24 protein-coding genes are annotated in these 26193 nt (G+C 41.6%); 11 read left to right on the top strand and 13 right to left on the bottom strand.

What is annotated here, in order from left to right:
- The first annotated feature begins 20 nt into the window (after positions 1 to 20).
- Positions 21 to 749 (top strand): hypothetical protein, encoded by a 729-nt coding sequence (locus SFU91_07845; GenBank protein ID MDX2128931.1) that lies wholly within the window; start codon positions 21 to 23, stop codon positions 747 to 749.
- Between the two features lie 134 nt (positions 750 to 883).
- Here SFU91_07845 and SFU91_07840 read toward each other — a convergent pair whose 3' ends face one another.
- On the bottom strand, positions 884 to 1615 hold the full coding sequence (locus SFU91_07840) for a DUF1997 domain-containing protein (GenBank protein ID MDX2128930.1): 732 nt from the start codon (positions 1613 to 1615) through the stop codon (positions 884 to 886).
- Positions 1616 to 1651: 36 nt separating this feature from the next.
- A complete protein-coding gene (locus SFU91_07835) occupies positions 1652 to 2683 on the bottom strand; it encodes a phytoene/squalene synthase family protein (GenBank protein ID MDX2128929.1) in 1032 nt (343 codons plus the stop codon).
- A 330-nt stretch (positions 2684 to 3013) separates the two neighbouring features.
- Between SFU91_07835 and hflX the strand changes: the two genes are divergently transcribed.
- Entirely contained in the window at positions 3014 to 4300 is a 1287-nt protein-coding gene (hflX, locus tag SFU91_07830; GenBank protein MDX2128928.1) for a GTPase HflX, read from the top strand.
- Between the two features lie 37 nt (positions 4301 to 4337).
- Here the strand turns inward: hflX and SFU91_07825 are convergent, their stop codons facing one another.
- The 9 genes from SFU91_07825 to SFU91_07785 all read right to left on the bottom strand — a co-directional run bounded on the left by SFU91_07825 (position 4338) and on the right by SFU91_07785 (position 14177).
- On the bottom strand, positions 4338 to 5009 hold the full coding sequence (locus SFU91_07825) for a hypothetical protein (protein ID MDX2128927.1): 672 nt from the start codon (positions 5007 to 5009) through the stop codon (positions 4338 to 4340).
- 14 nt (positions 5010 to 5023) lie between these two features.
- Positions 5024 to 5668, bottom strand: a complete 645-nt coding sequence (locus tag SFU91_07820) for a hypothetical protein (GenBank protein MDX2128926.1) — start codon at positions 5666 to 5668, stop codon at positions 5024 to 5026.
- Between the two features lie 109 nt (positions 5669 to 5777).
- Complete coding sequence (locus SFU91_07815; protein ID MDX2128925.1) at positions 5778 to 6401, bottom strand: class I SAM-dependent methyltransferase; 624 nt, start codon at positions 6399 to 6401, stop codon at positions 5778 to 5780.
- The gene (locus tag SFU91_07810) at positions 6398 to 6613 is read right to left on the bottom strand and encodes a hypothetical protein (protein ID MDX2128924.1); all 216 of its coding nucleotides are present in this window, start codon (positions 6611 to 6613) and stop codon (positions 6398 to 6400) included. The genes SFU91_07815 and SFU91_07810 overlap by 4 nt, the downstream gene beginning before the upstream one ends.
- A 5-nt stretch (positions 6614 to 6618) precedes the next feature.
- Positions 6619 to 7851, bottom strand: a complete 1233-nt coding sequence (locus SFU91_07805) for a trypsin-like peptidase domain-containing protein (GenBank protein MDX2128923.1) — start codon at positions 7849 to 7851, stop codon at positions 6619 to 6621.
- Between the two features lie 236 nt (positions 7852 to 8087).
- The gene (gene zapE / locus SFU91_07800; GenBank protein ID MDX2128922.1) at positions 8088 to 9215 is read right to left on the bottom strand and encodes a cell division protein ZapE; all 1128 of its coding nucleotides are present in this window, start codon (positions 9213 to 9215) and stop codon (positions 8088 to 8090) included.
- Positions 9216 to 9273: 58 nt separating this feature from the next.
- On the bottom strand, positions 9274 to 10041 hold the full coding sequence (locus SFU91_07795) for a phosphoribosyltransferase family protein (GenBank protein MDX2128921.1): 768 nt from the start codon (positions 10039 to 10041) through the stop codon (positions 9274 to 9276).
- A 23-nt stretch (positions 10042 to 10064) separates the two neighbouring features.
- Positions 10065 to 12071 (bottom strand): HD domain-containing phosphohydrolase, encoded by a 2007-nt coding sequence (locus SFU91_07790; protein ID MDX2128920.1) that lies wholly within the window; start codon positions 12069 to 12071, stop codon positions 10065 to 10067.
- Positions 12072 to 12083: 12 nt separating this feature from the next.
- Positions 12084 to 14177, bottom strand: coding sequence for an HD domain-containing phosphohydrolase (locus SFU91_07785; GenBank protein ID MDX2128919.1), 2094 nt, complete (start codon positions 14175 to 14177; stop codon positions 12084 to 12086).
- Between the two features lie 287 nt (positions 14178 to 14464).
- Here SFU91_07785 and rfaE1 point away from each other — a divergent pair, with 287 nt between their 5' ends.
- The 4 genes from rfaE1 (at position 14465) to panC (ending at position 18273) form a co-directional block, all read left to right on the top strand.
- Positions 14465 to 15445, top strand: coding sequence for a D-glycero-beta-D-manno-heptose-7-phosphate kinase (rfaE1, locus tag SFU91_07780; protein MDX2128918.1), 981 nt, complete (start codon positions 14465 to 14467; stop codon positions 15443 to 15445).
- A gap of 97 nt (positions 15446 to 15542) precedes the next feature.
- A complete protein-coding gene (locus SFU91_07775; protein MDX2128917.1) occupies positions 15543 to 16574 on the top strand; it encodes a hypothetical protein in 1032 nt (343 codons plus the stop codon).
- 67 nt (positions 16575 to 16641) lie between these two features.
- Positions 16642 to 17403: a 16S rRNA (cytidine(1402)-2'-O)-methyltransferase gene (gene rsmI, locus SFU91_07770; protein MDX2128916.1), complete on the top strand. Its 762-nt coding sequence runs from the start codon at positions 16642 to 16644 to the stop codon at positions 17401 to 17403.
- 18 nt (positions 17404 to 17421) lie between these two features.
- Positions 17422 to 18273, top strand: a complete 852-nt coding sequence (gene panC, locus SFU91_07765; GenBank protein ID MDX2128915.1) for a pantoate--beta-alanine ligase — start codon at positions 17422 to 17424, stop codon at positions 18271 to 18273.
- 33 nt (positions 18274 to 18306) lie between these two features.
- Here the strand turns inward: panC and SFU91_07760 are convergent, their stop codons facing one another.
- Positions 18307 to 19290, bottom strand: a complete 984-nt coding sequence (locus SFU91_07760) for an FAD-dependent oxidoreductase (protein MDX2128914.1) — start codon at positions 19288 to 19290, stop codon at positions 18307 to 18309.
- Between the two features lie 346 nt (positions 19291 to 19636).
- Here SFU91_07760 and SFU91_07755 point away from each other — a divergent pair, with 346 nt between their 5' ends.
- From SFU91_07755 to SFU91_07740, 4 genes are all read left to right on the top strand, one after another.
- Entirely contained in the window at positions 19637 to 21244 is a 1608-nt protein-coding gene (locus SFU91_07755) for an OmpA family protein (GenBank protein ID MDX2128913.1), read from the top strand.
- 153 nt (positions 21245 to 21397) lie between these two features.
- Positions 21398 to 21844, top strand: a complete 447-nt coding sequence (locus SFU91_07750; protein MDX2128912.1) for a tudor domain-containing protein — start codon at positions 21398 to 21400, stop codon at positions 21842 to 21844.
- Between the two features lie 132 nt (positions 21845 to 21976).
- Positions 21977 to 23152 carry a thiolase family protein gene (locus SFU91_07745; GenBank protein MDX2128911.1) on the top strand — a complete coding sequence of 392 codons (1176 nt, stop codon included), beginning with the start codon at positions 21977 to 21979 and terminating at the stop codon, positions 23150 to 23152.
- A 210-nt stretch (positions 23153 to 23362) separates the two neighbouring features.
- Positions 23363 to 23662 (top strand): YfhL family 4Fe-4S dicluster ferredoxin, encoded by a 300-nt coding sequence (locus tag SFU91_07740; protein MDX2128910.1) that lies wholly within the window; start codon positions 23363 to 23365, stop codon positions 23660 to 23662.
- Between the two features lie 90 nt (positions 23663 to 23752).
- Here the strand turns inward: SFU91_07740 and SFU91_07735 are convergent, their stop codons facing one another.
- Positions 23753 to 24757 carry an AraC family transcriptional regulator gene (locus tag SFU91_07735; protein MDX2128909.1) on the bottom strand — a complete coding sequence of 335 codons (1005 nt, stop codon included), beginning with the start codon at positions 24755 to 24757 and terminating at the stop codon, positions 23753 to 23755.
- 113 nt (positions 24758 to 24870) lie between these two features.
- On the opposite strand from SFU91_07735, the gene SFU91_07730 reads away from it, so the two are divergent.
- Positions 24871 to 26112, top strand: a complete 1242-nt coding sequence (locus SFU91_07730) for a DUF4386 family protein (protein MDX2128908.1) — start codon at positions 24871 to 24873, stop codon at positions 26110 to 26112.
- Positions 26113 to 26193: the final 81 nt, after the last annotated feature.

Raw genomic sequence — 26193 nt, 5'->3', positions numbered from 1 at the left:
TTTATCAAATTAAACAAGACATGAATAAGAAAAAACTTGAGGCGTCATTTCGGTTGACTTTTTCTTTATTGATCATCGCTATTAGTGGTATTTCGATGTCATCTTGCAACCGTGAACCCAACTATGAAGACTTTATGCGGTCAGTCGATCAAATCAACGACAAGCAGCGCGACATTTTCGAGCGTTCGCAAGAAGTCTCAAAAATGATTCGTGAAGTCAACCGACGCCATCCCGAAAAGCAAATTACATTTGATAGCACGCTTGGTCTTTCCGATGAACAACAATCCGTAATCCTCGAACTCATCCGCTCTGAACAAGATGCCTCCTTTAAAGGAGTACTTCAAAAATTAATTGATACGCGAAAGGAAGTTGTAGGACTGCAAGAAGAAATTCAAAAGATTAAAGACAAATTGCCAACTCCCTACTTAGTAAAGAGAGGTGACTCTCACCGAAGCATTTGCTTAGAATATTTGAAAAATGCGCACAACATTTCCGGCAAAGAAGCTGAAAAGCTCATTGATAAAGTGGCTCTCGTGGATGAAATGGTACCGGGATTCAATATTTGGCTTTATTACAACGACGGGGTTTTTGGGACTTTTGTCACTCAAGGTGACGCAAAAGTAAACCCGAATCGACTCCGCTATTCAATGCGCAGAGACCGCGAACAACGCGCCTACGAACGAGGTAAAGCTGAAGCGGATAGCCTGAAAGCAACTTCCCCAACAGATTCGCTGACTGTTCAGCAATAACTCCCAATTAAGAGTCTTTATTGATAGGTAAATAAAAAAAACCGCAGACCCGTTGCGGTTTTTTTTATTTAAGAAATTCTTCGCTGCTTTGAAAATATCTATCCTAAAAGCAAATTTATTAATAATGCAATCATTTAGTTTAGATCTCGTTCAAACTCTGTAATCTTCCCAGAACTTTGCTGGGTAACAACTGAATAGCGAAAATCCTTACTGATGTTTTCAAGCATTTTATTGGAAACATTTTGCATCGCAAAACTCATCGCCGATTCTGACATGATTTTGAGAATTGGCTCAGGGAAAATTTTGAGTAAGAACGGTACTGCAAAATTTATTTGAACTTTCATCTGAACATCAACCATTGTTTTCTCGTCTTCCGATTTCTTTAGGTGCATTTCCCCAAAAGCTTTTCCAATAAAGGTTCTATCATCGGGCATCGCACCTTCAACTTCTACAGGAACATTTTTCCAAAAAATATCACCTGAAATAATATCATCGGTTGGTGAATTGTCTGTTTGCGAAGCTTTATCGACCGACTTGGCAGAGTGCGACTTCACTTCTTCTTGTTCAACAAAAAAAATTAATCGGATGGGATGAGATTGAGGGTCTGTAACTTCGAAATTCCATCGATAAATATCTTGATATTCTGTGGTTTCAACCGATTTGCAAAGCGGGTTGTAACTGAGAATTTTCTTTTGGTCACTGAAATAAGAAAACACTTCATCGAAACCGGCTTCTAAAAGCACTTGTCCCCGAGAGACTCCGATAACTTCCATTATTCGCTCCTTTTCGCCCGATTCATTTCCGCTTCCCGTTTTGGTTGCATTACCAAGGAAGGGCGAAATCAAGCCCATCAATATATTGATCATCCTAAAAAATAATGTCTTTACTGCGAAAGACGACAATTAAAATTTTGACTTGAACCACAAACCGGGGATTGGCATCAACTTTCCAAGAAATGAAACATAAGCCCGTTTGTTAAAAACATCGTAATGGTTTCGCTCAATGGTATTGAGAATTTTCCCATAATTAATTCTACTCAAAGCGACGGCCGTTTGGCTGTCTTTTGAAAGTAAATGGATTCCTTTATCTGCCATTTGATAAAATTGCCGTGCCCGTTCAATTTCAAATTTCATGAGAGCTATAAATTGATCATTGATAACCCCTCTCATCAACTCCGACTCTGTATATCCAAAACGCCTCAAATCTTCTTTAGGTATGTAGATTCGGCCTTTCTCTGCATCTTCACCAACATCTCTTAAAATGTTGGTCAGTTGCATTGCGATTCCAAGTTCTATCGCATGTTCAAGCGCCGCTTTATCGCGATACCCAAATATCTCGGAGGTCATTAATCCAACTACGGAAGCAACTTTATAACAATAAATGTAAAGTTCCTCAAAGGTGTCATATCCCTTAAAGCTTAAATCCATACAAACGCCTTCAATAAGTTCAAGCGGAAGATTTATTGGAATGTGGTAGGTCTTCAATGTATCATGCCAAGCAAGCATAATCGGGTTGCGTATAACTTCACCTTTATAACAGGATTGAAGATCCGCTTTCCACTGATCAATAAGCGCGATAATCTTTTCTTTAGTGAGTTGTTTGAGAGTGAGTTTGTCTTCCGAACGGTCGATAAGATCATCGACATATCGGCAAAGTGCATAAACAGCGAAGACAGAAGTTCGTTTACTTTGTGGCAAGAAGTGAGTCGCAAAATAAAATGTCTTTGCATGCTTTGCTGAAACATCACGGCAATAGCGATATGCTTCATTCAATTCCGCTTGTGACAATGACTTCTCACTGACACCGACCGGAGTAGAGCGAATTGCACCAAAACTTTCTGATTCTTGAACACTTCCATCTAAAAATGAAGTCGGCTTCTCCGAGTCAAGTGTTTGACGCGAATTATGAAGTGTATTTAATGTATTTGAAGACATAAAAATCCGTAGTGTTTTATCATTGCGGCAGTGTCAACGGGTATTTCATATTTGTAGTCAGCAAAATCAAACCCAAACCAGTTATAAATTTACTTAAAATACAGGAAAGCGATTCTATGCAGCGGAAAAGAATGAGGGAAAAATTCTTAAAAAAAACCGTATTAGTCGATTTGTAAATTCAGATTAACAAAAATAAATTGAACTTATGGATGAAAAACTTCAAATGTTCAACTTATAAACCATATTTTGAATGTGAAGGTTTCCCTTGAAAGAAATTCCGAAGAAATTTCTTTAACCAGTTTCATTTGTTTTAATTTTTTCAATCATTCGTTGGTTACAAATTTTAGAGAAAAAGCCGTCCTTGTCGGCGTAAGTCGTCCCCCTGAAGTCCTCAAGTGGCAAGTTACTGATTACCTCAATGAATTAGAGCAACTGGCTTCAACAGCCGGTGCTGTCGTGCTCCAAAAGTTGATTCAAGAAAGAGCGGCACTTGATCCCGTTTTTTATATCGGGAAAGGGAAAGTTCATGAATTAGCCGATTATGTTAAGAGCGAAGATGTGGACTTGGTCATATTTGATGAAGACCTTTCGCCCGTTCAAATCCGAAATCTTGAGAAAATGCTCATGTGCAAAATTCTTGATCGCACGGCACTCATCCTTCAAATCTTTGCGATTCATGCTAAATCGGCACAAGCAAAATTGCAAGTAGAATTAGCACAACTTGAATATTTTCTTCCCCGTCTCACCGGGCAGTGGACTCACCTTTCAAAACAAAAAGGAGGTATCGGAACAAAGGGACCGGGAGAAACCCAAATTGAAACAGACCGTCGCTTGGTTTGGCAACGAATTTCAACCCTCAAGCGCAAACTGGCCGAAATCGATCGTCAGCACGAAACCCGCACAGAATGGCGCGAAAACATGATTCGTATTGCCCTTGTGGGATATACCAATGCCGGTAAATCTACTCTCATGAATATGATTTGCCCTAAAGCCAATGTTCATGCAGAGGATAAACTCTTTGCAACGCTTGATACCACCACACGAAGGCTTGTACTGAAACCCAATAAACACGCGTTGATTTCAGATACCGTAGGCTTTATCCGTAAGCTTCCCCACGGCTTGGTTGAAAGCTTTAAATCAACCCTAAGTGAAGTGAGAAATGCTGATATTCTTCTTCATATCGTTGATACCTCGCACACGAATTATACCGAGCAAATGGAAATTGTCGATCACACTTTAGCCGATATCGGGGCAGACCATAAAACGGTTATTCATGTCTTTAATAAACTTGATTTGCTCCCGCCGGATTTTGACTTCTCAACCATTCGCAGCAGATATCCAAATAGTGTTTTCGTTTCAGGGGAGCGAGGAATAAATCTCAGTGGGTTGAAAGATCGAATCGCTGAAGTAATGGAAACAGAATTCAAAACCCGAACAGCAAGAATTCATATTTCGAATTACAAATTTATCAGTTACTTGCACGATACTGGAGAAATCCTTTCTAAATCCTACGAAGGCGAAACCGTGGTCATCGCATTCAGAATTCCAAAGAAAATTCTAAAGCACATTGATGGCTTGCTTGAAAAGTATGCGATTAAAGAAGAGCAAGAGGGATAATCGGCTAACCCGTGAATCGTTTCAATTTCATAGGCTATCAAAATGAATATCCGGCAGTAATCTTGAAATTGAAAATGACCGGAGAATCCGACGGCCCAAAAGCAACAAAGCGCGTCATTGGAATTCCCGTCGAGCTTTCTCCATTTGAAAATGGAATCACGTATCCCACGCCAAACTGTGCTGTCAAAATTAAATGTGGTGAACTGGCGCGGTTTGGTAAAGCTCCGCCGATAAGTCGTAACGCATACCCTAAACCACCAAGAGGCATAAACGCCCAAGTGTTTGTTTGAACAATCGAATTAAAGCTCCCTGAATTCCACGATACCCGACCGATACCGAGATCTCCGAAAGCATAAATTCCTTGCGCTTCATTATTCAAAAAGTATCGGGTATGAATACCACATAAAATTTGAGAGACCGCATTGGTATCACGCTCCGAAGTTGATGTCGAGGTAATTTCCGCGTGGAAACCAAAGGCAAATAAAGCATCGTCAGGCTGATAGGTAAAGTCTGCACCAAAGAGTGCGGGCAATTGTGAACTTTGATCTCCAGAAATAATTGGTTGAATAAATGATACCCCAATGGTATAGCGAGTCACGCTTGTAAGCTTTGGAGAGTCTGAATTTTTTTGAGAGAAAGCAAACCGTGGGGCAAAAAATGAAAATGCAAGTAAGATAAAAATTGCAAAAAATTTGAATGAGATTTTCATGAATGGCGAATGAGTTAATCAAATGCTGTAAAACTAAATCCTGCAGAAAGTCGAAAATACACGAGAAATGGTTTTGAAGAAGGGCCAAAGGAAACGGCATCTTCAACCTTAATCCCGACGGTGTTCTTTGAAGACCCAATTGAATAAACAGTACCGATTCCCACAATAACATTCAGCATAAAGTGATTGCGAAGGGCTCGCACGGCATTAGTTCCAGTAACCAATCGAAATCCATACCCCAGTCCAAGACTTGGCATTAAGAGAAGAGAGTTCTCAATTTGTGGAAGAAGTGGATTTGGCGAAGGCGCTTTCCAATCCATATCACCGAGCGTAAGGTCAAAAAATGTAAATAAACCCGTGGCTTCATTCATCAAGTAATATCGCCCCGCGATTCCTGCTTGAAGAAGCTTTATATAGCCTGAGTCAATCACACTGGCCGATTCAGAATTCAAGTCAATGTGGGCAGAAATCATCCATAACCCATATTTATCGCCAAAGCCATATTCAATTCCAAAAAGCGAGGGAAATACATTTTTTCGATTTTCCGAAACAATCGGCTGATGAAACGATAGGGAAACCAAATGATTAGGCACTACCCTCAAAGGCTCTGCTTTCTTTTCATCGAAAGTCAGTTGAGGCTGGAGGGGCACTTGAGCCAAAAGAAAAAAGCAAGTAATGGGAAGAAGAAGGAAAAGTAAACAAAAAAGGGCTGCGTGGTTCCAAATTTGATATTGAAAACCCTGTTTTAGCAAAGGGATTTTGCGCGGGCTATTTCTTTTCAAGTTGCAGCGCAAATATGTGTTGAGAATAGAGTTTCGAACTGTCTAAAATATTAAATCCGAGCGTCATCGCGAATTCAGAAAAGTTGACATGAGAGTGAAAATAAATTGGCGTGCCCCAAAGTTTTCGTAAGCGATTCCCGAAATTTTCGGGTGAAAGTGTAAGTATCACAACGGCTTGTGGCTTAGAAACTCGTCTAATTTCATTCAGTAATATTTTTGGATTCTGAAAATACTCAGCTAAGCCGATTGAAAATACTAAGTCAAAGTAAGAATCATCAAATGGAATGGAAGCTGCATCGGCATGATGAAATGAGATTCGTTCGGGTTGATCAGCTTGGTAGGTTTCTTTTGCATAACGAAGCATTTCATCCGAGAGATCAATGGCAGAAATTGTTTGAGAAAGTGAAAGAAGAATTGGAAGGGAATCACCTCTTCCGGTTCCAAGATCTAAAGCGCGTTGAAAATGAAAATTCTTAAAGGGAAGTAAAAGATTTTGAAGTGCGTTTTTTTCGGCTTCGTACACCCAAGAAAAAGGGGGAATTCGCGTTCGGAGATGATAACTCTTTGCACGAATTCCCCAGTTGTGATTAGTTGTTGCGGCTTCGCTCACGCTTCGGGTAATATTTTTTTGATTGTTGCCTTCACAAGAGTGCGTGATGTTGATTTGCGCTTATCGGTTACTACTTTGGTTTTGTATCTCCCATCATAACCGCCCTGAGCAATAAACGCCTCGCGCATGATTTTCTTTTGGAGTTTTTTATCAAACTCTGCACGGGTCGTTTTGCTTTTACTTGCACTTTTTTTACGCACAACTTTTGGCATAGCACTTACTTTTCAAGTTGAACCGAAACATCTAAAATTTTCTTTTCGCGTAAAATCTTCAATTTTAGGATTTCTCCTGCTCGCATCTCACGAATGGCAGCAATAACATCTTGTTCGCTTTTGATTTTAACACCGTTGGCTTCAAGTATCACATCGCCGGCTTTAACGCCCGCTTTCTCTCCGGGAGATTTCTTTTCTACATTAGAAACAACAACGGCCGAGTTGGATTCAAGATCAAACAGTTTTGCGAGACCGGCATCAATCATTTGAACACTAATTCCCGTTCGGAATGAACGCTCAATTTTTCCCTTCGCTCGAAGTTCGCCAATGATTTGTTGTACACGCTTGGCCGGAATTGAAAATCCGATTCCAATACTGCCTGAGCCACCGCCGGTATAAATAAAGGTATTTACACCAATAACCTCTCCATTTGCATTGATCAGCGGCCCGCCGGAATTCCCGCTGTTAATTGCTGCATCGGTCTGAATCATCCCACGATAAGAACGGTTATCAACATCAGGAAAGTTTAATCCAATAGAGGAAACCACGCCGACGGTTACCGTTGGTTTATCATTAATATCAAAAAGCCCAAATGGATTTCCAATAGCAATCGCCCATTCACCAACCATCACCTCATCAGAATTGGCAAAGGTAAGAAAGGGATGCTCGCCATCTACTTTAAGAAGCGCCAAATCGGTGATTTCATCAATCCCGACAATTGTGGCCTGTAGTTGCTTGCCTTCCGTTGTGGTTACAACGACTTTTGAAGCATTATTGACCACATGCGAATTTGTGACGATATAGCCGTCTTTCGTAATAAAAAAGCCCGATCCTAAACTCTTCACTTCCTGCTTGAACTTTCGATTGGGTCGGTTCATATAAGGGCTGAAAAACGGATCATTAAAAAATAAACTGAACGGATCACGAACGACATATTCGCGAACTTCGGTCACATTAATCCCAACGACAGCAGGGCTTGCATAAGCAACTGCTGTTGTGATTGCATTCTTTCGCGAAGTAAGAATATTCATTTGTGCATCGCCATTGCTTTCAGGCTTGGCAGGCTGAGTGGAACTATTCAATGCATTTTGATTGGGAACTTGGGCATAAAGCGACCCGGAATCTTGCATGCGTTGAGTGCTATCGGGTGTAGAGCCGGAGTCACAACCCAATAAAAAGAAAATGAAAAAAAGATTCAGAGAAAGTAAATATGAATGCGCTTTTGTGAAGTATTTCATCGTAAGAAATTTGTGAATTCAAACTGATATCAAATTGGAATAAAAAGTACAAAAAGAAAAAAAATTGACGAAGCATTTAAAGGTATTAATCCTCCGCCAACGGTGATTCATTTTGCAAACCGCTTTACGCAAATTGCCGATTGAAGGTTTCTTTTGGCGAGAGGTGAGAGGCAGAAGAAGCCCTACGAAAACGAATAAATGTGGAATAAATATGGTATTTAAGGAGATAGTATCCTTTAGAATGAATTGCAAATTTCGGAAAGGCGTGAAACACAGCGCAAATATTTTTTTGCGTAGGCGGATTGATAGAACTCTTCCGGAAATAAAGAAGGCAAGGGCAAATTGCCTGATGTGAAAATTGAAACCTCGTGATCGTAGCATTTATCGATGAAATAAACGAAACGAAGCGCATCGTATTGATGTGAAATTTGGTCCATTTCTTTAATGAAAATGCCAGCATGAGCTTCAGCCAATTGAATACAGTGCATCGGGTGAAATCGGCGCAGATGGTCTAAGAGCGCACTTAAGCTTAAAATGATGGCGTGTTTAGAATTCAAGGGTTTGAAGGAATTGAAGCAAGACTCGATATCTTCGCAATTCCAGCGTGAACCGAGTTCTAAGGGATTAGAACGATATTCCATTTGATCCACCCCTTGTTTGCGAAATTTATGCAACCGAAAATCCAGTCCATCAATCGGAATTACCTTAAACCGTGAAGCCATCTCTTTGATTTCTCGCTGAAAATTTCGTGCGTCGAATCGCCCCTCGCCCAGCCGATATGGAGGCGTATTGGAAGTTGCCGCAAAAATTCCTCCTCGTGCAATAACCCGCTCTAAAAAGCCGAGCGACATTGTGGTATTTCCCGGGTCGTCTAATTCGAATTCATCAATACAGATTAAATCATATTGAGCGAATTCTTCTACGAGAGCCTCAAGTCCTTGAAGCCCAACCAAGTAAACCAATTCTGTAAATGAGAGATAAGCCTTTTTACCCTCTGCCGCATGAAAAAGCGAGGCCAAAAGATGGGTTTTCCCGACCCCAAAAATCCCATCCAGATATAGCCCTTGAAGCGAAGCGGGGGACGGCTTGCGACTCAGCCATCCAAAATACTTTTCACTTTGGCGTTTTCTTTTGGCGTGTTCTCTGAATTCAGTCAAAAATTTTTTTAATGAAGCAACCGCCTCGGCTTGCGATAGGAAATTCGGATCTGTGATGTAACCATCAAGCGTGGCCTTTTCAAAATGCGGTGGTGGAATAAAATGCTGCTTCAAATACTGATAATTCAGCGGGGCTTGAAGCAACGCCCATTCAGCAATGACCGAGTCTTGTCGTTTCTCAGAAAATGAATTCAGCTCTTTTGACATACTTAAAAATGAGCTGCAAATTTAATTGATCGCACCGATTGAAAAAGAAATTGAACGATTATTCAGCCGCGAGAGCCAAAGTCATTATCATCACCTTTTCAACGCCGCCTTTTTTGAGGGTTTCCGCAGCAGATACAAGCGTCGAACCGGTTGTTAGAACATCGTCCACCAAAATGACACGCTTATGAGCCAATTGCGATGAGCGAATTCGAAAAACGTCAGTCATATTTCTTTTCCGATCTGCAGCATCAAAGCCTGTTTGCGTTTCGGTATAACGGGTTCGGTAAAGGAGCTCGTTTACTTCTAAGCCAAACCGACGCGCGACGCCGACTGCAATTGACTCTGCTTGGTTATATCCGCGTTCGATTTGTCTTAATCGATGAAGCGGTAGGGCCACAACCGAGTCATAAGGAACCGGTTGCTCATCTTCCATCCTTTCCCTGATAAACATCTCGGCTAAAACTTCTCCCATCGCTTCTGCCACGCCAGAAATACCTTCATATTTAAATGCATGAATGACGCGTTGCAATTTGCCTTGTTTATGAAACTGAAACCCTACGAAGGCATCATCAAACGGAACCAAACCCACAAAATGCTTTTTCGCTCGATCGAATACACGTTTTCGTGACTCACCGGGCAAATCCATTCGATCAAGGTCTTGAAAGCAATATTGACAAAGGTAATTTTTATAAAGTGCGTTGACATCAGTTGGCAAGATTCTTTCGCAGACAATACAAAGCCTTGGGCAGAGAATGGAGAGAAAGTTGGAAGAAAGATGCCGAGAAGAATTGATTCGAAATCGCTTCGGGTTTGACTGAGAGGACATAGAACTTCGGTGGCTAAAATGTTTTACTCCGGAACTACATAGACTTTTGCATCTACAAATACGTCAAAAAGCCCACGATCAATTTGGCCACGATCTACAAATTCTTTTCGCAAAATATCGAGAGCGCGTTCAACAGGAACTGCCGGTTTATACGGGCGGTCGCGAGCGGTGAGTGCATCATAGATATCGGCAATAGACATCATTTGCGATTGAATTAAAATGCTTTGTCCTGCAAGCCGCTGCGGGTAACCGGTGCCATCGAGCTTTTCGTGGTGGCCGTAGGCTATTTCAGGGACATTTCGCAAATCGTTAGTCCAAGGAATTTGTTTAAGAAAGCGGTAAGTATAAACCACATGCGATTCAATTTCTTTCCGTTCACTATCATCCAAACTTCCTTTGGGAATCGAAAGACGGCGAACTTCCTCATCGGTAAGGCAGGGGTGGCTGAAATCTTCAAACGAATATTCTTTTTGACGAATTTGTTGAAGCATCCCAAAGCCTTCACTTTTTAGAACTGTGGGTTCATTGGTTTTGATAATAAAATCAAGGTAACTATCAAGCTGAGCCAGTTCATCGGCCGATTGCTTATCCAATGCAGCAAGTTCGGCGTAGCCTTCTTCGCGCCCCTTTTCCAAGAGAATTTGGAGTTTCTTTTTGGTAATATTTCCTTCGATTGAGCGACGAAGAATTTCAAAACGATTTTTGATTTGAATGATTTCGGTTTCGTAAAGTTTCTTTGATTTTATCAAGACATTTTCGCGAACGCCGATTTTGCCAAAGTCATGCAAAAGTGAGGCATATTTAATTTCCCGAATTTCCTTGGCAGAAAACTTCAGGTCTTTGAATGTTCCGGTTTCAATTTTATTCAGAGTTTCCGCAAGCCCAACAGTAAAAAGGGCAACCCGCTCGGAGTGACCGGAGGTCGTGGGGTCTCGCGATTCGATGGCCGTCACTGAGGCTTTAATAAATCCTTCGAAAAGCGTTTGAATGCTGTCATATAACTGCCGATTTTCATACGCCACGGCGGCTTGAGAGGCAAGGGAATAAATTAAGTTTTCATCTTTCTTGGAAAAAGGAATGAAAAGGTGATCGGCCTCATCGGGTGCACCAAGCTTTGCGCCTTCAACCGATTTTTTGTTCATGAGTTGAATAACCCCAATCGTTTCTTGCTCTCGGTTAAGCATTGGGACAACGAGCATTGATTTGGTGCGATAGTTGATAACCTGATCAAACCCTCGCCCACCAAACGAATATGGAACCCCCGGGGAAAGGAAATACACATCGGGTAAATTGATAGGATTATGAGATAAAGCGGCATAACCGGCAATGCTGTTGGGCGTAATCGGCATTGTCATTTCCTTAAAAGGAACTTCGCGGCTGAAGTTTTTGGCGTGCCGGAATCGAAACTGTTTATTGTAAAAAAAGTTCGCTTTATCAAACTGAGTATCCTGTTTCTCTTCAACGAGATAAAGACTTGCGCCATCGGCACCCGTCAGTTCCATACTAATGGTCAGAATGATATCCAAAAGCCGTGTGATGTCTTGCTCAACCGAAAGCGCGATTCCGATTTCATTTAATTTTTTCATTTCATCGCGCTGCTCTGAAAACTCCCGGCTCAATTCATCAAATTGATGTTTTTCTTCAAAATAAACTTCCGTGCGCCGAAGCATAAGAGAGATTTCATTGGCACTGACCGGCATTTCAAGTACATCAACCACTTCATTGGTTCCCAAAAGCTTTGAAATGAAGGCATCGCCATCCAACTCTTCTCTTGAAGCAATAACAACAATTGCCAACTGTCTTTCAAGATGAAACGGAAGAATTCGTTTTGAACGGTGAAAGGTTAGGGCATCAACCAAAAGCAAAACACGGGCGTTTTGACCGGTATGTTTTGAGCGGGCAAGGAAATCTGAAAGTTCGTTTGGAGCGAGATAATGAAATTTCTCTGCATAAATCGATAGGCCTGAACGGAAGATATTTCGATCAAGCCCAACTTGATCGATAATTAGAATTTTACTTTCAGTACTCATAAGTAAAGCTTGTTAATGAGCCATTGCAGGGCGCTTTGCCTCACCGTTTGAGGGTTTCGGTTTCGCGTTTAGAATTCGAGTTTCATCAACTTCATCGATCAGTTCAGGCTGCATGAATTTTTTAGCATATTCTTTATATACGCCTGAGGTCACAAAGAGGTCTAAAAGCTCAGGGTCAAGATGGTGTTCTTCTTTCATTTTGGCCATAATATTCATTGATTCGCTGAGCGTTTTGCCTTTTTTATACGGACGGTCAACCGCGGTTAAGGCTTCAAAAACATCGGCAATTGCCATAATTCTTGCGGGAATTGACATTTGATCTTTGGTAAGCCCTTTCGGATAACCGGTACCATCCATTTTTTCGTGATGCCCTCCGGCATATTCCGGAACCCGTAAAAGATTACGTGGGAAAGGCAGTTTTTCGAGCATTTCAATGGTTACAACAATGTGGTCATTGATAATCTTCCGCTCTTCATTCGAAAGTGTTCCGCGGCGAATCGAAAGATTATACACTTCTTCTTCAGTGAGCAAAGTGGTTTCAGTGCCATTCATTTTAATTTTGCGAGCACCGATGGACTTAATTCGAGCGATTTTTTCATCACTTAAAAATTCGCCGCCAATATTGACTTCCTCAATAAATTTCGAATCCTCTTCAATCGATTTCAAAGTCGCCTGATACTCGGCATCAATCTGATCGTGAGATTTGCCGTTTCGCTGGAGTGCCGTCAAGTAATCAATTTGGGCATCTCTTTTCAAAACCTCAAATCTGGCTTTGACAGTATTGATTCGGTCGTAAATGGTTTCAAGTTTGGTAGCTTTATCCATTACATGCACAGGCGTTACGACTTTTCCGCAATCATGTAGCCACGCCGCGATATGCAATTCGTACCACTGTTCTGAGGTGAGTGAAAATTCCTTAAATGGTTCAGAGGTTGATTCCACCGCCGCTTTGGCAAGCATTTCGGTAAGAATCGGGACACGGTTACAATGGCCACCGGTATAAGCCGACTTTTTATCAATCGCCTCTGCAATAAGACGAATAAAAGACTCAAGAAGAATTTTATGAGATTCAAATAGAATTTGATTTTCAAGCGTAACCGCTGCTTGTGAGGCCAGAGAGGAAATAAGCCGTTCATCTTTTCTTGTAAATGGAATCACGATGGAATCGGCTTCCTCCGGCGTATTCAGTTTAAGAGAGGCATCTTTCTTCTTATTAATCAATTGAATGACCCCAATAACTTCTTTTTGATGGTTCAACATCGGCACGACAAGCATCGATTTTGTGCGATAGTTAATTGCGCTATCAAACCCTCTTCCGCCAAATGAAAACTCAGAGCCTTGTGGAATAAAATACACATCCGGTAAATTGAGCGTTTCAGCCGAGAGTGCGGTATAACCTGCGATGCTGTTTCTCGTAATCGGAAAAGTCATTTCCTTAAATGGAACTTCGCGGCTGAAATTTTTGGCATGCTTAAAGCGAAACTGCTTATTGGTAAAGTAGTTGGTAGGGTCAGGTTGAACACCTTGCTTATCCTCAACGATATACATACTGCCCGCGTCTGCATTGGTGAATTCCATACTCACCGTCAGTATCATATCCAATAGCTTCACCACATCTTGCTCAACCGAAAGCGCAATCCCAAGATCGTTGAGTTTTTTTAGTTCATTTCTCTGCTCGAGTGAATCAAGGCTCAAAAGATCAAAACGATGCTGATTTTGAAAGTGGAGCTCTGCCCGCCGAAGGATGATTGAGAATGAATTTGGGCTTATTGGTGCCTCAACAACATCAATCACTTCGTTTGACCCCAAAACCTCGGTGCAATCAAACTCAGTTTCTAATTCGTGATGTGACGCAATAACAACAATCGCAATGTTTTTTTCCAATTGGAAAGGAACCAGCCGTTTAGCACGGTGAAAAGTAAACGGATCAACAAGAAGTAAGAATTTCGAATCACTTAAGGAATCTGAATGGAGCGTTTCTTCCAAAAAATGCTTGCACTCAAGCGGGGAATGATACTCAAAAACATGATTCAAGAGAATCAAACCGTGTTGCAATACGGCATTATCAAGCCCAACTTGATCGAGAATATGAATTTTATTTGTCATCGGAATCAACTTTTTCTATTAAATAATTGATAACCCTCATTCGATAGTGCATTAAGCCAAAGGTGCTTAAAATCAGAGCACGCATTCGCCTATATCATCTATTGGGTTATAAAAAAACCGGATAGAAAAAAGTGTTAAAATGAATGTTACTTTTTGGAATATAAATATTCCAACAGAATCCAAACGCATATTATTTGAACCCAAACACTGCCCATTTTGATATGAGAAATCGATATTTGTAATAGTGAAGCGATTGTATATTGCGCCCCAAATTTGAAGATTAGGTTATGAATTCGTCATCACTTTCCCGTCTATTCAAGTCCTTTCAAGAGTTGACCATCGCCGTTATTGGGGATGTTATGCTCGATAAATACATTTTTGGGAAGGTTTCCAGAATTTCTCCTGAGGCACCGGTTCCGATTATCGATGTCTCTTCGCAAAGTTATCGTTTAGGCGGTGCCGCCAATGTCGCGATTAATATTCATGCTTTAGGTGCAAAAGCAATGTTGATTGGTGTCATAGGTAAAGACGATGAAGCCCAGCTTCTAAAACAGGAATTGGAAAGCTCGGGTTTAACCGGTGAGTTTTTGGTGACCGACGAAGCTCGGCCAACAACCTGCAAAACCCGTGTAATCGCTCAAAATCATCATATTGTCCGAATTGACTCTGAGGAACGAAAAGGAATTTCACAAAAAGTGGAAACTTTGATTCTTACTCACCTCAAAGAAAATTCCAAAGGCTTGCACGCCATTATTTTGGAAGACTACAACAAAGGCGTTTTGACACCGTCTCTCATCACAAAGGTTATCACATTTGCCAAAAAGAATGATATTCCCATTGCCGTAGATCCTAAACATGATAACTTTTTTGCTTATCAAGGCGTGACAGTATTTAAGCCCAACTTAAAAGAAACCTCCGATGCTTTAGGGATTAAATTTTCGAATACCGATGAAAACATTGCAAAAGCTTGCAAACTCTTGCAAGCCAAAACAAAAGCCAAAGCAATTGTACTGACGCGAAGCGAAAAGGGCGTAACAGTTTTTGAAAAATCACCGATTCACATTCCGACTATGGCGTTGGAAGTTGCGGATGTTTCTGGCGCAGGCGATACCGTTATCGGTGTGCTTTCTACCGGGCTTGCTGCGGGTATGCCAATTCTTCAAGCAACTCGAATGGCAAATATCGCAGCGGGCATCGTGTGTGCCGAAGTAGGGGCTGTTGCGGTTGATAAAGAAAAGCTTTATAACGATTGTCTTAAGCATCTATAACAACGCCGTAGGAAAAACTTATCCCTTCATAGAAGATAACCTTTGCTTTTCTTACAGCCTTTCAAAACAGATTCTTCAAAGCAACCGAATTTCAAAAATGAACCAAGATTCTTTGATTTGCTCTCAAGGATTTAAGAAGTCTCTTTATGTGGCGGTTATGATTATCTCGATCATGCATCCGGTTTCAAAACTTCAGGCATTTGCAAAAACCTCCGTTTATCGATTCAATGAAGAGGAAGAAACATTGGTGAAAAAAAAGCCATTAAAGTTTTTTAGCCAAAAAGAAAAGTTGAATCAAGCCTCTTTTTCGCAACATGAGACAAAAGAAGCGCTTCAAATAGAAATGAACCGCGTTGCCTTGGGGTATGCGTTAGAAAGCGAAAAAGACGGAGAACTAAAGCTCCGCTCGCCGTTTTTAGCCGCAGTCTTTTCGGCGGTTGTGCCGGGGCTGGGCGAACTTTATGCAGAAAGCTATTGGAAAGCCGCGATGTTTATTGCCATTGAAGGATTTCTCTGGTACCGTCATATCAGCTTACTGAATGAAGGACATCGTGCGGAACAAAATTTTGTGGCGATTGCCAACGACCGCTGGAGCCCTCTTCGTTATGCCGAACGGTTAAAGACAATTTATGCTTCCGATTCTCGCTTAGCCTCAAACGGCAAACCGCTTTCTGAATTAGCAGCCACAATGGATTTAACTGCGATTGCTCAAAAGGATTTTCGAACGCTCAATCAGTTTGAGCGACTTGCGCTCTATTCCAACGGGAATGCACTCTCCCATACCTTGCCTTCTTTTGGTTCCCAACAGTATTATGAACTTATTGGCAAATACGACAATTTTTTTATTGGGTGGGATGATTATGACGAGTCACGTTTAAGCGCGAATTTCGCCGTGTATGAAGGGCTATTTGGACAAGAGTACGCTCAAATTCGTCAAAATGCCAATGACATCTTAAGTTCGGCCTCCACATTCATAAGCATCATTATTCTAAATCACGTCTTAAGCCTTGCTGATGCAATATGGAGCACAGCCGAGTACAACAAATCGGTTAGAGCCTATTTTCAAATGTCTCAAAATCCAATGACGGGGTATTTGCAACCGGAAGCCCGGGTTTCAATTGACTTTTAAAGATTTTCTTTTGAAGGTTCGTTTGGAGGCAATAGATTAGTCAAAAACCATTCAACCTGAAAAAAAATTGGATATCGAGAATCAGAACGAAAAGATTGAGCCGGCGCTTTATGTCGTTGCTACGCCAATCGGAAATCTCGAAGACATTACCCTCCGTGCAATCAAAACCCTCAAATCCGTCACTCTAATTGCGTGTGAAGATACCCGTGAAAGTTTAAAGCTTCTTCGTCACTTCGGTATCGAGGGCAAGGCTCTGGTGAGTTATCATAATTTTAATGAGCGCGGAGCATCAGAAAGAATTTTAACACATATTGAAAACGGCGAAGCAGCGGCACTCATCAGCGACGCCGGCACCCCGTCAATTTCTGACCCCGGCTTTATTCTTATTCGCGAAGCCCACAAACGAAATCTCCGTGTCATTCCGATTCCGGGAGTCTCAGCAGCGGTTGCGGCACTTTCGGCATGCCCTATCCCGTGCAATCGATTCACATTCGAGGGATTTTTGCCCCACAAAAAGGGTCGGCAAACACGTTTGCAATTGCTTGCAGGGTTAGAATCAGCTATTGTTTTTTATGAATCTCCGCATCGTGTGATGCGACTTTTGGAGGAAATCGACCGTTTTTTTGGGAATCGTGATGTGATGATTGCAAGAGAACTGACCAAAAAATTCGAGGAAATCCGCATCGGTAAAGCAAGCGAATTAGCCTCTGCAATTTCGTCCAAAAAAACGCTGGGCGAATTTGTGTTGATTGTTGCCGGAAAAAATGATAATGAAATGGACACTTCAGAATCGCTTGGTATGAAGACAGAAGAAGACATTGACGAATAAACCGCAATCTAATCTGTTATGAACATTATTAAAGGTTCGGCTGAAATGCAACAATTTTCGCGAAATGAGAGGCGAAGGGGCAAAACGATTGGGTTTGTGCCAACAATGGGTGCATTGCATCAAGGGCACTTAAGTTTGATTAGCCTCGCTAAGACTCGCGCGAACCTTGTTGTATTGTCGATTTTTGTAAACCCGTTACAATTCGGCAAGAATGAAGATTTTTCAAAATACCCACGCCCGATAGAGAAAGATACCGCGCTTGCTGAAAATGCAGGAGTCGATGTTCTTTTTTTGCCGGAAGCAAGCGACTTTTACGCAGAGTCTCACCAAACCTTTGTCTCAGTTGAAGGCCTCACGGAGCGTTTTGAGGGCGCCATTCGACCCGGTCATTTTCGCGGGGTTTCAACCGTTGTGATGAAACTTTTTGGAACGGTGATGCCTGAAGTTGCGGTGTTCGGAAAAAAGGATGCACAGCAATTTGCGGTGATCAAAAGAATGACCGAAGATTTAAATCTTGATATTGAAATTCTTGGCGGGGAAATAGTGCGCGAACCGAATGGGCTGGCGATGAGTTCAAGAAATATGTATTTAACTGAGGAGTCACGGCAACAAGCGGGGGTCATCTCGAAGGCGATTTTCAACGCAAAGCATTCAATTGATTCCGGAGAGCGAGATATGGAAAAGTTGCTCCTTGCGGTAGAAAGCGAATTGAAAACTTTCTCGAAACTGACAATTGATTATCTCGACATTGTTCGATTAAACGATTTCCAAACGCCCGAAAAGTTAGAAAAGGGTGTAGAATATGTTTTGCTGGTTACGGTCAGAGTTGAAGGGGTGAGGCTATTGGACAATCTTTTCTTTACCGCCTAACCAATCGTTTAGTTTTCCTTTAAATGGAAGTAATCAAGGAAGTTTTAGAAGTGCTTCTGCGACAGAGATTCCACTGATTGCACCACCCTCGACCCTTGGCGCATAAAAGGCATCTCCGGCTAAAGCGAGCGGGGGATCCGAGTTTAAAATTTCGTAGGGGGCATGATAAAATGTTGATGCAAAGGCGTAGCGCCAGCGCTTAAGCTCGTAACGCAATACACTCCCATTCACATAAGGTTTTATTGCTGAAAGCAGTTCATTCGCTATTTCTTCATCCGGCGTTTCCCAAAAATTCAAAGCAAATTCTCCGCTTGATTGTACGGTAATACAAGGTGAAGGAGAAATTCCTTTCATATAATTATCGGCTATCCACTTAATTTTAGGGTCGGTGGTAAACCAAATCCCACCGGGAGAAGGTATTTGACTTGTTTCATTCATTGATACCAATAGCGAAAAGCAGGCTTGATAAGTGATTCGTTGCAGCTCTTCACGATGAATGGGGTCAAGTTCAAAATTTGCAGTTTGAAGGAGAGCCAAAGATTGCGGTAAAGGCGGCGTAAGAATTAAGGCATCTGCCGAAAGAGTCAGGCCGCTTTCAGTTTCAACTTGCCAAGAATGCTTATTTCGAGAAACAAAAACAACTTGTTCAGAGGTTCTCACATCAAGGAATTTCGCAAAATGCTTTGCAACTGCGGTCATCCCTTGAGGGGCAATGTATCGCGGGTTATCGCTCATAAATGAGTTCGCGGTTCCTGAGTGGAATTCACGCGTCCAAACTCGAATAATTCCCAATTCCAGAAGTTCATCAATAAACTTTTGGAAACGCGAGTCGTGGGCGGTAAAATATTGGGCGCCGTGGTCAAAGATCCTTTCATCCATCCGCCGTGTTGCAAGCCTTCCACCGACACCACGGCCTTTATCAATAAGGGTAACTTGAATACCGTTTTTTTGCAAAACCGTGCCGGCCAAAAGACCGCTTATTCCCGCTCCAACGATAATAACAGAAGAAATTGGCACAGGATTAAATAAAAAATATTCTCAAGAATTTCTTTTTCATTAAGATAAACTTATTTCAAACCCTTCCAATAAAACGGGATATTTTTTGATGCTTTTTCGTGGAAAAATGTAGGGATTCGAATATTCAACTCGAGCAACCAACCCCAAGGGTGAAAAAGTTTTCCGTTTAAGTGTGTTTTTCTCTAAATTCGCGCGGCTTTTGAGGAGGTTCTTGGATTGACACCTCTAAAGTTTTGAAATAGGATAATCGAAGTCTATTGGCTTGTAAAAAAACTTGGCAATGAATACTTCAATCCGGTTAGGTTTTTACGATTTATTTTATTTTTCACAGATTAATAAATATTGTATGAAAACAAAAGTGAGTAAACTCGTTTTGCTTGTGATGATGGCAATTTCAACTTCACAAGTCCAAGCGCAGCTACGCGGTGCAGAATGGGGATTTGGCTTTTTTGGTGGGATGAACTTCCCAACAATCGATTATCCTTATAAAACCGGTGCAGCGTTTGGCGTTCAAGGCAAGTATTTTATTACCCCTGAAATCAATGTAAGGCTACGTGCTGAAGGGTTGTATCTTTCTGAAAGAGAAGAAACATACACCGGTTTTGGTCGCTTAGGATTAGGTGATCAGATAGCGCTCGTTGGAAATCTTGGCATTCAGTATAATTTTTTTCTTGACGAAACTGTCAACCCGTATGCGCATGTGGGGGCTTCATTTTTATTCCCCGGTTCACCCACAATTTCAAGAAATGGCGGCGAATTGGTAGAAAACACCCGCTTTATCGATCGGTCTATGAGTTTGGGTCTGAGCGGTGGTGCCGGTTTTGAATTCTTTTTGAATAAAAAGGTCAGCTTTGATGCGAACCTGACTTACACCTATTTGCTTTCTGACCGAATGGAAGCGGCTCCCTATAGTGGAACATTTGTTGGCGGTTTCCCGACTCTGACTGATAAGCAAAACGAGAGCAATGATATGTATTTCACGCTCACTTTAGGAATGAATTTCTACTTTGGTGAAAATTCAAGTACTGCCGAAGCACCTAAAGAAATGACCCCCGTACCAATTGCCGCCGTTTTGCCTCCGGCTGTGATTCAGTCGTTCACTGCATCGCCTTCGTCGCTGGTTCGAGGAAAACAAACTTCCGCAACGCTTTCTTGGGAAGTCACCGGTGCCGATACGGCGATGATTGCTGAACTTGGGGGTGTATCCACAAAAGGATCGAAAGAAGTGCCTGTAACAGAGAACAAAACCTTTACAATTTCTGCAACCGGAAAAGACGGGAAGCCCGTAACCAAAACAGTTTCAGTTGAGGTTAAAGAACCGGTTTCCGTTACAAAATTCACCGTTTATCCGAAAATTGTCGCTCGTGGTGAAGGGACACAGGTAAAATTGCAATGGGAATCCAAAAATGCCGAATCCGTTTCAATATCGGGTGTTGGAACAGTTTCTGCTTCAGGGTATAAGTATGTTACAGTTGATGAAACCACAACCTTTACGCTTACTGCCACAGGGGGCGGCGGGCCGGTAACACTTTCTGAAGAGGTAAAGGCGAAAGATATCGCAAATATCGAATCCGGCGAAACCCTAACCATTAAGGTGGAATTTGCAACGGGAAGTGCAAAAATTGAAAAGGCATTTTTGCCAAAATTGGATAGCATTGCACTTAAAATGTATGTTCGAAAAGAATTGAAGTTGGAAATCTCCGGCCATACCGATAACACAGGCCCGGCAAAAAGGGGGAATGAAACGGACGAGCAAAATGCAAAGCGTGGTATGGAATTAAACGCAAAGCTTTCATTAGACCGCGCTAAAGCAGTTAAAGACTATTTGGTTCGAAAGAAAGTAGATTCAAGTCGATTACAGATTCGAGGAGCGGGTCAAGATGAACCGATTGATGACAATAACACTGAGGAAGGGCGTGCAAGAAATCGACGCATCGAATTCAAGGCCTTGTAAATGAGTTCACGTGATTCAATGTTTAAAAACCTCGCTCCGGCGAGGTTTTTTCATTTTATTGAAATAGATTACAATATTATTTATCCGCTTTCTTATACATTTCTTCTCAGGCAACTCGTTTTCATGTTTTTTTTAACTTAAACAGAAATAACGATGCCTATTCAAATAAAGTCTTCTCAAATTTTTTCGTTAAGGAAGTTCTTTTATCTCATTGTTCTCCTAATTCCTTCAACTTCATTTCTTTTTGCACAAGAAAAAGGGAGCAGTTCGGGTTTAGAAAACACGGAATGGAAAGTAGGGAATCCGGTAATGGCGCGTTGGCTTACCGAGCCATTTTTTTATCCGGCAGTTATCGATGAAATTGCTGACGGGAAAGTTCATGTTAAGTATTTAGATGGCGACATCGCGTGGGTTACTTATAAAGATTTGATGCCGCTTAGAGTAGATATTGGCACTCGGGTAAATGCACGTTGGCAAAATGGCAAAGTTTACTATTGGGGGAAAATCGCCAAGATAAATAACGACGGCCAAATTTATATTGAATATGACGATGGCGATAAAGAATGGACAACCATCAAGGTGATTCGAATTCAACCGTAGGATCTCAAAATCTGCCATTTTGAAGCCTCGCTCCGGCGAGGTTTTTTTATCTCCACGAAAGTAACTTCAGGCTTGGTCAACGCATAATTTTTTTTACTTTTGCCCACAAACTTTAACGGTGATAAAAGAACAATGAACGAAGTTTTTATTCTCTCTGCAAAACGTACCCCTATTGGCAGCCTTATGGGAAGCCTTTCTACTAAAACGGCCCCGGAATTAGGATCTCTTGCTATAAAAGCGGCCATTGAGGCTTCAGCGCTTTCACCGAGTGATATTGAAGAATGTGTAATGGGGAACGTTCTCACTGCTGGGGTAGGACAAGCACCGGCACGGCAGGCAATGAAATTTGCCGGTGTGCCCGATTCTTCCGTTGCCACAACTGTAAATAAAGTTTGTGGTTCGGGGCTTAAAGCAACGATGCTTCTGGCTCAAAATATTCAATTGGGCGAGGTTGCCATTGGCGTAAGCGGGGGAATGGAATCAATGTCGAATGCGCCATATTTGTTGCCAAAAGCACGAAACGGATATCGCTATGGCAATGCCGAAGTGTTAGACAGCATTCAATACGATGGCTTAACTGATGTGTATAACAAAGTTTTGATGGGTAATGCAGCCGATCTATGCGCCAAAGAATGCCAAATCTCTCGTGAAGCGCAAGATGAATTTACCGTTATGAGTTATGAACGCGCCAGAAAAGCACAATCGGAGGGTAAATTTGCTTCGCAATTAACCGCGGTCTCGTGGGAGGAAAAAGGAAAGACCGTGACGATTATTGAAGATGATGAACCCAAAAACTTTAAGCCTGACAAAATTCCCCAATTAAAGCCTGCTTTTTCGAAAGATGGAACAGTAACACCCGCGAATTCTTCTAAAATAAATGACGGCGCATCTGCAACCGTATTGGCCTCAGGTGAAGCCGTTCGCACGCGAGGATTAAAACCACTTGCAAAGATTATTGCCTTTACAGCGGCAGCAAAAGACCCGATTCGATTTACAACCGCACCGATTGATGCAATGGAAAAGCTCTTCAAAAAAACAGGGCTTACGCCGAAAGAGATTGACCTTTTCGAAATCAATGAAGCTTTTGCTGTTGTAACTATGGCAGCACAAAAAAGTTTTGGCATAGATCATACGAAAGTCAATATCAACGGTGGGGCAGTTGCTTTAGGTCATCCTATCGGTGCATCAGGAAATCGAATTTTGGTGACGTTGGTTCATGCGCTTCATGAGCGAGGGTTAAAGCGCGGTATCGCGGCAATTTGTATCGGCGGCGGCGAAGCCTGTGCAATGCTCATTGAAACCGTGTAATAAAATTCCAATTTAGACTTCTTCCAAATAGCGAAAACAAGCGAAATAAAGCGTTTTTTAGAACGTTTATGAACGAATTTTTTTTAATATTCGCGTCGTAAATCTCTAGAACATAAAAGTTTATGAGAATCTCTCTCGCATCCAAAGCCAGAGAATAAAGGAGTTTTTTTTCTTGTTATCAATCATCAATCAATCCTAGGAGGAATAAAAATGGCTCTCAAGATTACTGAAGAATGCATCAATTGTGGTGCATGCGAACCAGAATGTCCAAATACCGCTATCTATGAAGGCGGAAAAAACTGGTCACTTTACGGCGAAACCTACGAACCGCTTTCTGACAGCATCTATTACATTGTGCCGGATAAGTGCACAGAGTGTGTAGGTTTTCACGAAGAACCGCAATGTGCAGCAGTTTGCCCGGTTGACTGCTGCGTTGCCGATGAAAACTTCCCTGAAACACAGGAAGAACTTTTGGCCAAAAAAGATGCACTCGAAGCCGACAAGAAGTAAATTATTTTTTTTCAAAAACAGCCTCGCAAGAGGCTGTTTTTGTTTCTAAGAAAAGGTGAATTCTTCAAGCTCTTTATCCAATCATAAACCCTATTTCTTCGATTCCCTGAATTCTTTTGGTGTTTTACCGGTCCAACGCTTAAAAGAGCGAGTGAAAATACTTGACTCAGCGTAGCCTAAAAGAAAGGCAATTTCAGAAAACGAATATTTCGGATTTTGCACATAAGCCAAAGCGATTTCCTTCCGCGTTTCTTCTAAAATATCCTGAAAAGTAAAGCCAAGTTCTTGCAATTCGCGCTGAAGAGAACGAGTGCTTTTTTTAAGTTTTCGAGCAACAAGCTCAAGGTGAGGGAATTCAGATTGAAATAATTGGTTTAAGCAGTGTTGAACTTCTAAAACCAAAATCGGGAGATTTTTTTGAGTAACAAGTAACCTCGATGCTTCTTGATTTAAAAGGTCATAGAGATGTCGATTATAGGTAATCACTGGAAGCTCTAAATCCTGATTGCGAAAACGAATACAGTTTGATTTTGCCCCAAAGTCAATGTTTGATTGAAAAATTGATTCGTATGATTCTATCTCCTTGGGAAATGAAGTGGTGAATGAAATATAGGTTGGAATAATTTTTTTTGAAGTCAATTTTCTTACTGCATTCATCGTGAAGCTCATTGTTCCTTCAACCGCATGTTTCGCTCCGAAACAGGATTCAAATTGAGGAATAGGAGTAAGGGTTAAAGCGGTGTGTTCTCCATTTTTAATTAGTTCAATATGAATCAGATTGCTGAAGAGTGAATAATATTCTGATGCGCGGAGTAAGGCGGTGTAGAGAGTCGGGCTGTTTTGCATTAAGAACCCAACAAGGCCAGCACTGGAAAAATCCGCTGCAATACCTGAGTGCAAACCGAGAAGAGTATCTCCGGTAAAAGCCACTGATTCCCTCCACGTTAAATCTGCCAAGGCAAGGGGAAATCGATAATCATCGTTGTGTAAATCATTCAGAGAGATGCCAAGGGATTGCGTCAACTTTTCAATCGGAGTGCCTTTTGAGGCTGCAAAGAAAAGGATATCGCGGATGATGGCAGAAGATATGTCCATAATGTCGTGATAAGTCAAAGAAATGGTACAAAGTGTCAAGTTACAAAAGTGGGTTCATCGGTAGTTTTGAATCGTAAGGAAGTAACGTCTTTTAAAACGAATCAATAATAATCATGACTCTTGTAACGAAATCAAAAATAACAGGAATATTTTTCATCTTTTTTTCCCTCATTCTTTTTGCGGGTTTCACAATGTTGGAAATTGAATTTTCCTATCCCGATATTCTCCGAAAAGGCGCAAAGGAGACATTAAAGGTTTACCACCAAAATGAATTTAAAATTCAACTATGGTGGTACTTGATGACAATGGGTTCAATTGCATTTACATTTGGAACACTCTTGTTTCAAAGCATTCTCAATGAAAGGGGAATCAAGAATTGGGAGTTCCTAAGCGGCATTGGGTTGTTATCGGGGTTATTCAATACGCTTGGTTTTATGCGATGGGTGTTTTTAGTCCCAATGTTGGCAAAGGAATACATGATGCCAATGGTTACGGAAACAAAACAAGAATCCATTGAAATTCTTTTTGAAGCTTTTCATACTTACTTCGGTTTCAGTATTGGAGAGCACTTAGGGTTTTTAACTCTTGGGGTTTATGGGATAGTTTTTGCCAACAAAATTCGATCAGGTGAGTTTGATTTTTTACCGAAATGGATGTCGTGGCCTGCTTATTTGGGTGCCATAGGGACGCTTATTGGAATTCTTGAAGCGTTTGGAATTGAATGGGCGTCGATTTCAGTGCAACTGGGAAGCACGGTCTTCATTCTTTGGATGCTTGGGGTGGGGGTATTTTTAATGCTTGTGAAAGAGGAAAATTCAGAGTTGGAGAAAAGCCGAGTTCAAAACAAGGTTCCAAGAGCGTTGATGGTTTCCTTCATTCTTTTATCAAGTTTCCTCTTCAATGAAAAGAGTTTTGCGCAAACAGAAAGCCAGAGCAGTACAGAAGAAAATGCATACATCCCTGACCGTGAACTTGGGTTTAACTTTTTTAGAAATCCCTCTATTGGCGCTGAATATCGGATATCCGCAATCTCATTTCACATCGGATTTTACCCCACGATTATCAGCACCAACAGCGAAAACGAAAATGAGAGTACCACTTTTATTCGTGTTGGAATTACAGGCTGGCTGCCCGTGACATCGGATCGTAAATTCGCGCTTTACAGCGGGATTTCTTATGTATTTGGACTCTCAAAGCAATATGAAGGAGAAAGTGGATTTATGTTTGAAACAGGCACCCGTTATTTTCTTTGGAAAGGCTTGAATGTCCGGTTAGGTGCTTCGGTTCTTGTAGCGCCCGGTCATCAACCAAAATTGCGCCCGAACCCCGGCGTTGGGTATAGTTTTTTCTTCTAGAAGATTGCTTGAAACGACGGGGCGGATGAATTTTTTTGCCAATTGAGCCGCCCCGTTTAACTTAAGCGGTTTTCTATCACT

Source organism: Chloroherpetonaceae bacterium, from assembly GCA_033763895.1.
Taxonomy (GTDB): Bacteria; Bacteroidota; Chlorobiia; order Chlorobiales; family Thermochlorobacteraceae; genus JANRJQ01.
The sequence above is the reverse complement of the archived record's forward strand: the minus strand, read 5'-3'. Positions and strand labels throughout refer to the sequence as shown.